Origin of the sequence: Pyxidicoccus xibeiensis, assembly GCF_024198175.1 — a bacterium.
Lineage (GTDB): Bacteria > Myxococcota > Myxococcia > Myxococcales > Myxococcaceae > Myxococcus > Myxococcus xibeiensis.
On the sequence record NZ_JAJVKV010000007.1, the window covers coordinates 14,196 to 26,826 of the forward strand.

A 12,631-nucleotide genomic window follows, 5' to 3' on the forward strand; every position below is an offset into this window, starting at 1 on the left:
GTTCAGCCCCTACCGCCGCGCTGGAAGGTGGACTGCCGGCCGCATAGGGTGGCGGCATGGAGAGCCGCTTCACCCTGGTCTTCGCCGACGGCGCATGCTCCGGCAATCCCGGCCCCGGAGGCTGGGGCACCCTCATCGTCACCCCCGACGGCGCGGTGACGGAGCTGGGCGGCCATGAGCCGGAGACCACCAACAACCGGATGGAGCTGACCGCCGTGGGCAAGGCGCTGCGCCACCTGGAGAAGACTCCCGGACCGCTGCACATCCACACGGACTCCACCTACGTCATCCAGGGCATCACCAAGTGGGCCTTCGGCTGGAGCAAGCGCGGCTGGAAGACCGCCGAGGGTGGCGAGGTGGCCAATGCCATCTACTGGAAGCGGCTGATGGCGCTGCTCGCCCAGCGGCGGCAGACGTTCTCCGACGACGACGCCAAGGTGGAGTGGCGGTACGTGCGCGGGCACGTCGGCGTGCCCGGCAACGAGCGCGTGGACGAGATTGCCGTCGCCTTCTCCAAGCGCAGGAGCGTGCAGCTCTACGTGGGCCCTCTCCAGGGGTACGACGTGGCCGTGCACGACCTGCCCGAGGACATGTCCCTTCCCGCGGAGAAGCCCCGGCAGAAGGAGGCCGCCAAGGCCTACTCCTACCTGAGCGAGGTGGGCCGCAGCGTGAAGCGCCACGCCACCTGGGCCGCGTGCGAGCGCCGCGTGAAGGGCGTCGCGGGCGCCCGCTTCAAGAAGTCGAAGAGCCCCGAGGACGAGGCCCGCATCCTGGAGGAATGGGGCGTGAAACCCCAGGACGTCCAGGCGGAGGACTGAGCGGCGACGCCTCAGCCCCGCGGCGGCAGGTGGGACAGCAAGCGCTCCAGGTCCGGCTGGAGCTCGTCCGGCGTGGCGCTGGCGAGCTCTTCCTGGGAGTGGGTGCCCCACGTGACGCCGTAGGTGCGCAGGCCCGCGGCCTGACCCGCGCGCAGGTCCAGCGTGGTGTCTCCCACCATCCACAGCCCTCGGGTACCCAGCGCGGCGAGCGCCCGGTGGAGCACGTCGGGCGCTGGCTTGTGGGGGAAGCCGTCCGTGCCCTGCACGTGGTGCAGCACCGGCCCCAGTCCCAGGGCGTCCACGAAGCGCCGCGCCATGTCGCTGCGCTTGGTGGTGGCCACGGCCAGCAGGTAGCCGCGCTCGCGCAGGGTGCGCAGCACCTGCTCCACGCCGGGGAAGACGCGCGAGCGGTTGAGGAAGTTGCGCGGGTAGTGCTCGCGGTAGGCCGCGCACAGGGCCGGCACGTGCTCGGGCGCGAACTGCTGGTACATCACGTCCAGCGGCTGGCCGATGAGGGCCCGCACCTGCGCATATGCGGGCGCGGCCAGTCCCAGGTGCGTGAAGCCATGAAGGAAGCTGTCGATGATGTCCGGCAGCGAGTCCACCAGCGTGCCGTCGAGGTCGAAGAGGATTCCACGGGAGTCGTCAGGGCGCACGCCTCGCTGCATACGCCGTCCCGGCCCACCTTGCACGGGCCACGCGCGCTGGCCCGGTACATCCACGCCCTCCGGGCGCGGGGACTTCACCTGCATGCCACGGGTGGAGCAGTCACGTTCGCGGGCGCTGTCCGCGGCACGGCCCGCCCCGGAGACCTCTTCCGGAGCGGGCCATGGCCTGTCATGCGCGCTGCCTAGTTGTCGGTCGCGTCCTCGATCTTGTCGCCGGCCTCCTCGGCCGCCTCCTCCACCTTGTCGCCGGCATTCTCGGCCGCGTCCTCGGTCTTGTCCGCGGCGCGCTCCACGTCGCTCTTGGCGCTCTCCTTGGTGTTGCGGTGGCAGCCCACGCCCAGCACCAGGGCCCCCAGCGTCACGGCCAGCAGCGTCTTGCTCGTCATTCCAGCTCCTTGTGTTCCGCCCGGGCCAGGAAGGCCCAGGGTTGGAAAGTGGGCGGGAAGATAGGCACGGCATCCCAGGTGCCAAGGGCCTTCGGCCCGGCCCTGGCGCGTTGCAGGCTGTAGCGCGGGACGCTACCGGGCCTTCACGCAGCCGGGGGCGCCGCCGAAGAACTCCTCCCACGCGTCGCGGTCATGCGCCGGGAGGAAGTGCAGCTCGGGAGCCAGCACGTGGAGCTGCGCGAGCCGGGCCACCGAGGCGCCCGCCGTGTCCGGGTCCGTGTCCGTGAAGAGCTGGAGCACCGTGCTCTTGGGCAGGCGCCGCTCGATGGACTCCGTGAGGCTGACGGTGTCGCCCACGTGCACCAGCCGCCGCGTGGGCGACAGGTTCACGAAGGTGGCGATGCTGCCCGGGGTGTGCCCCGGAAGCCGCGCCACCACCACCACGCCGTCTCCGAAGACGTCGAAGCTCTCGCCGAAGTTCTCGTACGGCTTCGGCTGGAAGGCCATCGCCGTCATCCGCCCCTCCACCGCCTGGGCGTGCTCCGGGTAGACCTCCTTCCGATGCCGCCAGTCCCGGATGAGCGCCTCCTCTTCGGGCGACACCAGCACGGGCACCTGCCGCAGCTCCACCATGCCGCCCAGGTGGTCCAGGTGCGCATGGGACGGGATGAACCACTTCAGCCCCTCGGGCGTGGCCCCGACTCGCTGGAGCGCCGCGGACAGCGGCGTCTCGTCGCGCGTCCCCCTCAGGGCCATGCTGTTGAAGAAGCGCTGGAGCGGCGGCCTGCGCTGGATTTCCTCACGCACGTTCGGGCTGTAGCCCGCGTCGATGAGCACGTCGCCCTCGGGATGCCGCACCAGCAGGCCGGAGGCCGTGTTCTTCCACGTCTTCGTGCGGGTGAGGCCCGCCGTGCCGAGCTGGCCCCACACGTCACTGCGCGACAGCTCCAGCCAGCACACCTCCACCGGAGGCAGCGCCGACAGGTCTGGCGCGGCGCGCGCGGTCTCCGGCGCGGGAGGCAGCTCCGCCGTCAGCAGCTTCCCCACCCCCGTGAGCAGGGCCGCCAGCACGAGCAGCCCCACGATGCGTCCCCAGCGCAGCCTGACCTTCGCCATGCCCCGTACCTACCACGCCCGCCGTCACTCCGTGGCGAGCCCCGGGGAAGCACCGGCGCCCAGCTCCAGCATGAGCGGGCGCTGCATGGCCTCCAGGAAGCGCAGCGCCCCACGCAGGTCGGACGAGGCGGACTCCGGCGGTGCGCAGCGGGCCCGCTCCATGCGCTTGCGCGCCAGCTCGAGGAACTGCTGTGCCCGAGGCAGATCCACCGGCACCGAGAGGGCCTCCGCCACGTCCACCGCCGCGCGCAGCAGCGACGTCAGCTCGCGCAGCACCGCGTCCTCCCGCAGCTCGGGCGCGCCCTCCAACACCACGAAGGTCGCCTCGGACGCGGCCGGGTCTCCCAGGAAGGCCTCCACCGCGGCCCGGTGCACGGCGAAGCGCAGCGCCTGCGCGCGTGACACCTTGCCCAGCCCCGTCACCGCCTCCGACAGCCGCGCCCAGGCGTCCTCCAGCGCGCCGAGCGCCAGCTCCGCGCGTCCCAGCTCGCCCAGCGCCGTGCCCTCCAGCAGCCGCTGCCCCAGCTGACGCCCCATGCGGCCCGCCGCCAGCAGGTGCTCGCACGCGTCCTGCGGCCGGCCCTCCTCCAGCAGGAAGCAGCCCAGGTTGAGGCGCGCCAGCGCATGCCCCGCCCGGTCACCCACGCTGGCCGCGCGAGTCATCGCCTCCTCCAGCAGCACCAGCGCCTCCCGCGCGCGGCCCGCGTCACCAATGGCCACCGCGCAGTTGGTGATGAAGCCCACCTCGAACGTCACGTCTCCCACGTCGCGGAACAGCACCTGCGCGGCGCGCAGGTGGGGGATGGCCGACTCCGCGCCACACCGCGCCTGCTCCACGAGCCCCAGGTTCCCCACCGCGTAGGCCTCCAGCCACGCGTCGTCCCCCGACGGCAGCCGCCCCGCCTCCCGCACCAGCGCCCAGGCGCGCTGCACGTCCCCCTCGTGGCGGGCGACGATGGACAGGTCCACCAGCACGCGCTTCTCCCCCGCCACCGCCTCCTGCACCCGCAGCGCGGAGCGGGCGCCCTCCAGGTCCCTGCGCGCCGAGTCCAGGTGTCCCGCCTCCAGGAACACACGCCCGCGCACGGCCAGCGCCTCGGCGGCCAGCAGCGGCGCCACGGCGACGTTGCCCGCCATCATCAGCGCCGAGTCCAGCCGCGTCAGCAGCAGGCTCACCGGCCCGCGCGTGACGACCTCCGGCTCCAGCGCCACCAGCGCCTCCAGCGCCCGCTCCACCGAGCGCGCCGTCGCGGGCGACACCGCCAGCGCGTTGTCACACGCGCCCAGGAGGTTCTCCCGCTCCAGCGCCAGGCGGCGCAGCGCCCCTGCCCCGCCAGGGCTCCGCACCTGCTCGCGCAGCCCGCGGGCCAGCGCCAGGTACCAGTCCGCGTGCCGCTCCGCGAGCGCCTCCTCCCCTCCCACCTCCGGCAGCTTCGCGGCGGCGTACTGGCGGATGCTCTCGTACTGCCCCAGCCGGGGCTCCGCGCCGGGCTCCTCCGTCTCCAGCAGCCGCAGCAGCGACTTGGAGCGCAGCGACTGGAGCACGTCCAGCACGTCCGGCGCATCCGGAGGAAGCGCCAGCACCGCCTCCGCCGCCTCCAGCGTGAAGCCGCCCCGGAACACCGAGCACTGCGCCAGCGCGGCGCGCTCGGCCGGCTCCAGCAGGTTCCAGGACCAGTCGATGGCGCCTCGCAGCGTGGCCTGCCGTGCGCTGGCGTCCCGCCGGCCTCCGCGCAGCAGCTCGAAGCGGCGCGGCAGCCGCTCGCGCAGCTGGCTCACGCTCAGCAGGCCCATGCGCGCCGCCGCCAGCTCTATCGCCAGGGCGATTCCGTCCAGCTGGCGCACGATGTCCGCCACCCGCGGCGCGTCCTCCGCCGTCAGCTCGAACTCACCCCGCGCCTCGCGTGCCCGCTGCACGAACAGGCGCACCGCATCCGAGCGCGCAATCTCCTCCAGCCGCGACGCCCCCTCCTCCGGCACCGCCAGCGGCGTCAGGTCCAGCAGGCGCTCCCCCGGCAGGCGCAGCGCCTCGCGCGAGGTGGTGACGAAGCGCGCCCGAGGCGCCAGCGCCATCCACCGCCCCACCGTGGCCGGCACGTGCCGCACCGCCTGCTCCAGGTTGTCGAGGATGACGAGCACGTCACCGCAGTCCCCCAGCGCGCGCCCCAGCCGCTCCACCGGCTCCGTGGGGTCTGCGTCCCGCCGCAGCGCCACGCCCAGCGCCTGGCCCACCGCGTGGCAGAGCGCGTCCGCCGTCTGCGCCTCCGCCAGCTCGCACAGCCAGACGCCGCCCTCCCAGGCCCCGGACTCCAGCTCCAGCGCGCCGAAGTGCGTGGCCAGCCGCGTCTTGCCCATGCCGCCCGGCCCCAGCACGGTGACGAGCCGCGCGCCCTCCGTGAACCAGCGCCGCAGCGTGCCCAGCTCCGCGCTCCGGCCCACCAGCCCCTCGCGCGCCACGGGCACGTTGCCCTGCCTGTCACGCGGCGCCCGGGGCGCGCCGAAGCGCCGGTCCACCAGCGACGCAGGCAGCACCTCCACCAGCGCCACCGCGTCGTCGATGCCCTTCAGCCGGAACGCCCCCAGCGGACGCACCGCGGGCCGCCCCAGCGCCTCCACCGCCAGCGCGGCCTGGGCCCACGCCCCGCCGCTCACCAGCACCTGCCCGCCATGGCCCGCCGACGTCACCCGCGACGCCACGTTCACCATGCGGCCCAGGTAGTCCATCCGGCCGGTGCGCTCGTCGACGCGGCACTCGGGCTCGCCCACGTGCACGCCCATGCGCACGCGCAGCCCGCGGTGCAGGAGCCCGCGAGGGCCCTGCTCCTCCGCCGCCTCCGGCTGCGCCAGGATTTCCGCCGGCCAGGGCGCGCGCAGCAGCGCTTCCTGCGCCTCCAGGCACCAGCGCAGCGCCTCCAGCACCGTGGGGAAGGCCACCATGAAGGAGTCGCCCTGCGTCTTCACCTCATAGCCGCGGCCTCCGGCCAGCAGCGTGCGCAGCACCCGGTCATGCACCTCCAGCGCGGCGCGCATGCTTCCACCGCACCGCTCCCACAGGCGCGTGGAGCCCTGCACGTCGGTGAAGACGAGCGCCACCGTGCCGCTGGGAGGCGCGGCCAGCCGCGAGTCGTCCGCCGCGGGGGGCTCATGGCCGGAGAGGACCCTCGCGGTGCCCGCCACGGGAAGTGCCAGCAATTGCAAGACATCACCCATCGCCCGCTCTCACTTCGCCAGTCGGAGGCCCCCGAGCCAGACAGGCAGCGCCGCGGCTGCCTCGTCACATCCCCTGGATGTGCCGGCCCTCATGCGGCAGATCTGACCATGTGACTCCCACGTCGCCCATCGGGGACGGGGGCATGCGTGCGGCGCTGACAGCAGCAGCATCCGGCAACGGACGGATGCGCGAGGCAGCGTCCGCAACGTCACGCGCCAACTGCCCCGCGATGCGAGGGGGCGATGCCCACGTACGTTCACGCGAGTCGCGCGGGCCCCAGTGGAGGAACATCCATTGCGGGACGGATGCACACACTTCGTCCGCGGCGGGACGGCGCCAATGTCGGCGAGTGGGAACACCCACAATGTCCCCGACTTCCACAGACGCAGCGCCGGTGCAACTTTCCCATGGAGGCCACCGCCATCACGCCAGCGCTCCTCGCGTGACCTCCACGGACGCCATGGGCCGCGAGCCGTGCCCCGATGCCTGAACCCGAGGAGCCGATGAACCAAGGACCGTCGAACACGAAGTACCACGCGCTCACCCGCGCACTGCTGGCCACCTTGCCGCTGCTGCTCCCCCTGGCCTGCGGGCCCGTCGACGTGGAGCCGGAGGCTTCGGCGCTCGCCCAGGGGAAGCAGGCGGAGGAGACCGAGAACGGGCTGTCCTTCAATGGGCTGTCGTTCAATGGCCTGTCGTTCAATGGCCTGTCGTTCAACGGCCTGTCGTTCAATGGCCTGCCTCCGGCCTCGTTCAATGACTGGTTCCAGGCGTCGCCTTCGATGGCCAACCTGGTGATGCGCTATGTGATTCATTGCGCGGTACCCGCGGGCGAGACGCGCGCGTATACGGTCCCCTTCACCGGGCAGCAGTTCACCTGGTCCGGAGGGCTGGGGCTGGCGCCGGGCTGGGCCTCCGGCAGCCCGGCCACGGAGGCGGAGGAGCAGGTGGTGTCCGCGTGCCTTGCGGCGCACGCCAACCGGCTCACCGTGTCCGTGCCCATCTCCGTGCTGGGCCGCGGCGCGACGGGCGTCCCCATCCCCTTCACGGAGCAGGAGCTGGCCACGCACTCCCGGCGGGAGTCCTGCTTCTTCGGGAACGCCTTCCGAGGCCAGGGGCTCTTCGTGGCCGCCGAGCGTGAGCCGCTGGGGCCGGGCGAGAGCAGTTCCCGTGCCTGCGGCGGACTGCTGTATGGCGGCGGTGAGGGCAGCTCCTCCTGCGCGCCCATGGTGTACGCCGGCGCGTGCACCTCGCAGTGTGACCTGGACTCCTCCGGGACGTACTTCGTGGCCTGCCGGCGCAACGGCATCACCTACCGCCCCCTCACCACCCGGCTCCGCCCGACGAGCATCAACAGCTGTGGAGACGGCGTGTGCCAGGCCACGGAGAAGTGCGGCACCTCTTCCCGGCACGACAGCTGCGGGCTGGACTGCGGTCAGTGCCCCTGAGGAACGCGGGCCACCCCGCCCGGCCGCCCTATACTCGGCCGGGTGAAGAGCTTCGCGCCGCGCCATCCGGTGGCCCTGCTGCTCGCCAGCGCGCTGGTGGTGCTGGTGGTGCTGCCACGCCTCATCGACACGCTCAAGCAAGGTGACGCGGCGCCGCTGGCCCCGGGCGTCCTGCTGGTGGCGCGGCCGGGCGGCGTGGGCGACACCTTCCACCAGACGGTGGTGCTGCTGCTGGAGGCCGGCGGAGCGCGTACGTGGGGGCTCGTCCTCAACCGCGCGCGGCTCCCCGGCGGTGGGCCGCTGCCGTCCGGCGTGGACCGCTGGGGCGGGCCCGTCCACCCCGAGCACCGGCTGACGGTGTGCCCCAGCGACGGGGCTCCCGGGCGGGCGCACCGCGTCCTCGACGGCCTGTCCTGGTACGAGGGCCCACGCGAGGGCGAAGCAGCAGGGGGCCCGGCGCTCACCTTCGCCGGGGTGGCGGCCTGGGCGCCCGGCCAGCTCGAGGAGGAGCTGGCCCGGGGCGCGTGGTGGGTGGTGGAGGCCGAGGCGCGGACCGTGTTCACCGCGCCCGACCTGCTGTGGGCGGAGCATGCCGCGCGGCGCCTGTGAGCGCGCCGCGCGCCGGGCTCAGCCGCAGGTGCCGCAGTCGTCCTTGCAGCTCAGGTGGTCGTTCCGCGCCCCGCACGCCTCGGTGGGCTGGCAGATGCCGTCGCCGCACTTGTAGAGGTTCCGCTTGTCCATCCGCGTGGTGAGGGCCTGGTACGTGACGCCATTCCAGGTGCAGGACGCGTAGAACGACTTCGACTCGTCCAGGACGCAGTGGGCGTCACACCGGCCGATGTAGACGAGTGGCGCGCAGCGGCGGCGGTTGAGCTCCTGGAACTCGGGCGGGTCCTCCGCACCGGCCTCCTCCTCGGACGCCTCGGCGTCCTTGTCGTCGCGGCTGGCCAGGACCGAGCAGGCCCGGGACGAGCTCTCGCGAGGCTTGAGCCGGCCCTTGTCCCGGCCCACGAAGGCGCCCTCGCCGCTGAAGAGGTTCCCGAAGAAGCAGGACTCCTTCCACTTGTACTGCTTCGCCTCCTCTTCCGTGACGGGAATGGCCACACCATCCGCCCGGCGGCCCAGCACGGAGATGGGCACCCGCATCCCGTACTTGTTGGCATGCGCCGTCAGGCACGCGGACACCACCTGCTGCTCCGCCTCCGTGGCCGCGCTGCCGGAAGCCCAGCCCGGCGCCAGCCCCAGCCCTCCGGCCCAGGCATGCGTCTGGCCCGTGGTGGCTTCCACGTAGGTGCGGACCTCGCCCTCCGGAACGGCGCAGTGGACGACGTAGCGCATCACCATGTCGGCCAGCGCCGGGTCCTGGCGAAACCAGGCCAGGAAGGCGCTGCTCGACAGGCCGTTGAAGGACAGGCCATTGAAGGACAACCCGTTGAACGACAGGCCATTGAAGGACAGCCCGTTGACGGAGAGCCCATTGCGGCTCTCCAGTGATTGCTCCGTGGTCTCCAGACCCGGGGGTGTGTCAGGGAGCGCTGCCGGTGGAGGCTCGGCGCTCTGACCGCAGGCCGCGCCGAACAACAGCACCGCGAGGCACAGCACCGCGCCTCGAATGATGCGGGGACGGAACACTTCCATTGCCATGAGGCTCATGGACCTTCCTGGGAGGGTGGTGGTGGACACCGACCAGGGCGCGCCTCGCCCCGTCGGGAGGGCAGGTTTGAGCAGGCAGGCGCACCGGTGAGCCCCCGCCAGCCAGATTGCCCGAATGCTCCGCCTCCGAAGCCTGCCCTGCACTCCGGGCGGAGACCTCCATCCACGGCCGACACCGCCCACGTCGCGCGAAGAACAGGGGGTGTGGACAAAGGCTCGGTGGGAGACGTCCACGACCTGCACGGCGGGATGCACCCGCGCGCGCTCCTCCCGCAAGGGTCTTCCTGCGGACAGAAGGCCCCCTGCCCCGGCGCGGGTACGCCTTGGAGGATTCACGACAGTGACTACCTCTTCCAAACCCCCGTCGTCCCCACGTCCCCGCGCATGCGCTCTTCTCGTACCCACTTCCTGAGTCGCTACCCGTCCGCGCTGCTCCTCGCCGCGGCGCTGCTGGCCACGCCTTCCTTCGCGCAGCAGGCCACGCCGCTGGAGGACAACCGCCGCATCACCGAGGGCTACATCCAGCTCGCCTACGAGATGGGCGCCGTGGTGGACCCGACGCTCACCCCCGGCGGCGTCAGCCACGTGCGGCCCAACTGGTTCGTCTTCGCGCCACACGCCTCGCGCACCGGAGGCGAGGGCATGCTGGGCGCCGCCATCGCCCGGCGCATCCTCGACACCGCGCGGGGGCAGCCCTCGCTGTCGGTGCTGCACGCACTGCAGCGGGCGGGCCTCTCCGCGAGCCTGCGCGTCTCCGCGGAGCAGCTGGGGCTGGAGCTCGTGGTGCACGGGCTGCCCGTCGACGCGGCCGCGTCGCTCGCCTCGCTCATCACCGCCATGAATGGCGCGGCGCTGGCGGACCCGCGCACGCTGCTCACCACGGCCTCGCGCTTCGCGGCGCTGTACTGGAGCGCGCCCGCCATCCTCCCGCTCGACAAGGCCGAGCGGGTGGTGGTGACGCTGGAGCGCACGCTGCACGAGGGCAACCTGGCCATCTTCACCGACGTCGGTGGCTCGGGGCGCCTCTACCTGGACTGGCGGCAGGGCGCCGGAGCGGTGACGCCGGAGCGCGTGCTGACGGAGTTCACGCTGGTGGACGCGGTGCCGGCCCAGGCGCGGCAGGCGTATGACTTCGCGGTGGCCCACGCGGAGGACACGCCCCGCCCGAGGGACTTCGACGCCCTCTTCCCGGGGATGCACTGGAAGAGCCTGCTGGTGGCGGCCTTCGCCGTGTACGAGGAGGCCCGCCTCGCGCCCACGCCTGCCCGCCGCGATGCGCTCATCGCCATGGGCAACAACTACGTCGCATGGCGCGAGCAGCACGACATGGCGCAGCCCGTCTTCACGCCGCCCGTGCCCCGCGCGGACGAGGTGTCGCGTGCCGCGCTGATGGAGGTGCTCACCCCGATGCTCACCACGGACTTCGGCACGGTGAAGTGGAACTACGCCGACTACGCCTACAGCCAGCCGGACCGGGACGGCAATCCGCTCACGTCACAGCCCACCGAGTACAACTGGGCCACGTTCTGGGACCGCTGGACGGGCATCCTCTATGCATTCGACCAGGCGTACCTCCAGCCCGCCGGGCTCTGGGTGATGCCGGAACCGATTGAAGACCCCACCGCGGGGTAGCACGCGCGGAGGCCATGTCGCGGGGACCGCGAGGGAAGGTCGGGCGGGAAGATGGGCCGACGGACGGGTGTTTCCCCAGGTCGCGGGCCAGCATCCCCGTCAGGCAGCTTGACGCATTCCGGAGGTCGCGAGACGTTGCAGCTTTCCATGAACCCCGCGCCCTCCGCGTCCGGCAGTCCCCGGGAGCATCCCTCCCAGGAGCCGCCATCTCCCCTGCCCGCGGTCGCCGCCGACGAGGCCAGCCTGTCTCCAGAAGCGCGGCTGTGCGTGCTGCAGGAGATGATGGGCGAGGCCTTCTTCACCCTCGACGCGCAGGGGCGCATCCGCGAGCTGAACGCTCGCGCAGCCGCGCTGCTGGGCATGCCCGCGGAGAGGCTCCAGGGGCAGGAGCCCTGGCTCGCCTGGCCCGAGCTGGCGGGCACCGTGCTGCACGAGCGCTTGATGGTGGCGCTCACCACGCGCGAGGGCGGGCGCTTCCTCGCGGAGCTGCCCTCGCGCGTCTGGCTGGACGTGAATGTCCGCACCGTGGGCGACGAGACGTGGGTGCTGGCCGCGGACATCACGCGGCGCCAGCATGCCGAGAACGAGGTGGCGCGCACCGAGGAGCGCTTCCGCCAGCTCGGCGAGCGCTTCCAGGTGGCGCTGGAGTCGGCGCAGATGGCCGTCTGGGAGACGAACCTCGCCACCGGCCAGGTGTTCCGCTCCGAGGCGCATGACCGGCTCTACGGCTACCCGGAGCCGCTGGCGGAGTGGACCCACGAGCGGTTCCTCGCCTCCATCCATCCGGAGGACCGGGCCGCGGTGGATTCGCAGCTCGCCGGCATCTTCTCCGGCGGGCAGGACGCCTATACCTCCACCTTCCGCACCCGCTGGCCGGACGGCACCTGGCACTGGCTCACCAGCCGCGCGACGGTGCTGCGAGACGTCGCGGGCCACGTGGTGGTGGTGCGCGGGGCCATCCTCGACATCACCGCGCTGAAGGAGACGGAGGCCGCGCTCCAGGAGGCGGTGCGCACGCGCGATGACTTCCTGTCCCTGGCCAGCCACGAGCTGCGCACGCCGCTGACGTCGCTGCGCCTGCAGTCCCAGCTGCTGCGCCGCATGAGCGAGACGGCGCCCGCGGAGGCGCTCGGCGCACCGAAGGTGACGGCGAAGCTGGACACCACCGAGCGCCAGCTGCGCAGGCTGGGCGCGCTGGTGGACAACCTGCTGGACGTCAGCCGCATCCAGACGGGGAAGCTGGACTTCCAGTTCGCCGAGGGAGACCTGGCATCGGTGGTGTCCGAGCTCGTCACCCGCTGCGTGGACGAGGCGCGGCAGGCGGGCGTGACGCTGAGCGCGCAGGTGGACGGGCCCGTGCGGTGCCGCTTCGACCGGCTGCGCGTGGAGCAGGTGGTGAGCAACCTGCTGTCCAATGCCCTGCGCTACGGCGCGGGCAGTCCGGTGCGGGTGGCGCTGGTGCGGCGGGACGGCACCTGCCGCCTGGAGGTGCGGGACGGCGGCCCGGGCGTGCCAGCAAAGGACCGTGAGCGCGTCTTCGAGCGCTTCGTGCAGAGCCATGGCGCCACCCACAAGGGCGGCCTGGGGCTGGGGCTCTACATCGTCCGGCAGATTGTCGAGGCCCATGGAGGCCGCGTGCACGTGGAGGACGCGCCCGGTGGCGGCTCGGCCTTCATCGTGGAGCTGCCGCTGTAGCGCG

10 protein-coding genes are annotated in these 12,631 nt (G+C 72.7%); 5 read left to right on the top strand and 5 right to left on the bottom strand.

Going from position 1 to position 12,631, the window contains the following annotated elements:
* Positions 1-56: 56 nt before the first annotated feature.
* Positions 57-818 (top strand): RNase H family protein, encoded by a 762-nt coding sequence (locus LXT23_RS29375; protein ID WP_253983659.1) that lies wholly within the window; start codon positions 57-59, stop codon positions 816-818.
* 11 nt (positions 819-829) lie between these two features.
* On the opposite strand, the gene LXT23_RS29380 is transcribed toward LXT23_RS29375, so the two are convergent.
* The 4 genes from LXT23_RS29380 to LXT23_RS29395 all read right to left on the bottom strand — a co-directional run bounded on the left by LXT23_RS29380 (position 830) and on the right by LXT23_RS29395 (position 6,198).
* The gene (locus LXT23_RS29380; protein ID WP_253983660.1) at positions 830-1,474 is read right to left on the bottom strand and encodes an HAD family hydrolase; all 645 of its coding nucleotides are present in this window, start codon (positions 1,472-1,474) and stop codon (positions 830-832) included.
* A gap of 194 nt (positions 1,475-1,668) precedes the next feature.
* Positions 1,669-1,872 (bottom strand): YtxH domain-containing protein, encoded by a 204-nt coding sequence (locus tag LXT23_RS29385; RefSeq protein WP_253983661.1) that lies wholly within the window; start codon positions 1,870-1,872, stop codon positions 1,669-1,671.
* A 132-nt stretch (positions 1,873-2,004) separates the two neighbouring features.
* A complete protein-coding gene (locus tag LXT23_RS29390) occupies positions 2,005-2,988 on the bottom strand; it encodes an MBL fold metallo-hydrolase (RefSeq protein WP_253983662.1) in 984 nt (327 codons plus the stop codon).
* 24 nt (positions 2,989-3,012) lie between these two features.
* The gene (locus LXT23_RS29395) at positions 3,013-6,198 is read right to left on the bottom strand and encodes an ATP-binding protein (RefSeq protein WP_253983663.1); all 3,186 of its coding nucleotides are present in this window, start codon (positions 6,196-6,198) and stop codon (positions 3,013-3,015) included.
* Positions 6,199-6,702: 504 nt separating this feature from the next.
* Between LXT23_RS29395 and LXT23_RS29400 the strand changes: the two genes are divergently transcribed.
* Positions 6,703-7,647, top strand: coding sequence for a hypothetical protein (locus LXT23_RS29400; RefSeq protein WP_253983664.1), 945 nt, complete (start codon positions 6,703-6,705; stop codon positions 7,645-7,647).
* Positions 7,648-7,689: 42 nt separating this feature from the next.
* Positions 7,690-8,256, top strand: a complete 567-nt coding sequence (locus tag LXT23_RS29405; RefSeq protein ID WP_253983665.1) for a YqgE/AlgH family protein — start codon at positions 7,690-7,692, stop codon at positions 8,254-8,256.
* Positions 8,257-8,274: 18 nt separating this feature from the next.
* On the opposite strand, the gene LXT23_RS29410 is transcribed toward LXT23_RS29405, so the two are convergent.
* On the bottom strand, positions 8,275-9,300 hold the full coding sequence (locus LXT23_RS29410; protein WP_253983666.1) for a hypothetical protein: 1,026 nt from the start codon (positions 9,298-9,300) through the stop codon (positions 8,275-8,277).
* A 384-nt stretch (positions 9,301-9,684) separates the two neighbouring features.
* Between LXT23_RS29410 and LXT23_RS29415 the strand changes: the two genes are divergently transcribed.
* Together LXT23_RS29415 and LXT23_RS29420 are read left to right on the top strand one after the other, a co-directional pair.
* Entirely contained in the window at positions 9,685-10,932 is a 1,248-nt protein-coding gene (locus tag LXT23_RS29415) for an alpha/beta hydrolase family protein (RefSeq protein ID WP_253983667.1), read from the top strand.
* Between the two features lie 147 nt (positions 10,933-11,079).
* Complete coding sequence (locus LXT23_RS29420) at positions 11,080-12,627, top strand: sensor histidine kinase (protein ID WP_253983668.1); 1,548 nt, start codon at positions 11,080-11,082, stop codon at positions 12,625-12,627.
* Positions 12,628-12,631 lie beyond the last annotated feature (4 nt).

Bases quoted from the DNA above. Each gene is read 5' to 3' on its own strand.
- LXT23_RS29375 (WP_253983659.1), top strand. From the start codon at position 57: ATGGAGAGCCGCTTCACCCTGGTCTTCGCCGACGGCGCATGCTCCGGC.
- LXT23_RS29385 (WP_253983661.1), bottom strand. From the start codon at position 1,872: ATGACGAGCAAGACGCTGCTGGCCGTGACGCTGGGGGCCCTGGTGCTG.
- LXT23_RS29390 (WP_253983662.1), bottom strand. From the start codon at position 2,988: ATGGCGAAGGTCAGGCTGCGCTGGGGACGCATCGTGGGGCTGCTCGTG.
- LXT23_RS29395 (WP_253983663.1), bottom strand. From the start codon at position 6,198: ATGGGTGATGTCTTGCAATTGCTGGCACTTCCCGTGGCGGGCACCGCG.
- LXT23_RS29400 (WP_253983664.1), top strand. From the start codon at position 6,703: ATGAACCAAGGACCGTCGAACACGAAGTACCACGCGCTCACCCGCGCA.
- LXT23_RS29410 (WP_253983666.1), bottom strand. From the start codon at position 9,300: ATGAGCCTCATGGCAATGGAAGTGTTCCGTCCCCGCATCATTCGAGGC.
- LXT23_RS29415 (WP_253983667.1), top strand. From the start codon at position 9,685: ATGCGCTCTTCTCGTACCCACTTCCTGAGTCGCTACCCGTCCGCGCTG.
- LXT23_RS29420 (WP_253983668.1), top strand. From the start codon at position 11,080: ATGAACCCCGCGCCCTCCGCGTCCGGCAGTCCCCGGGAGCATCCCTCC.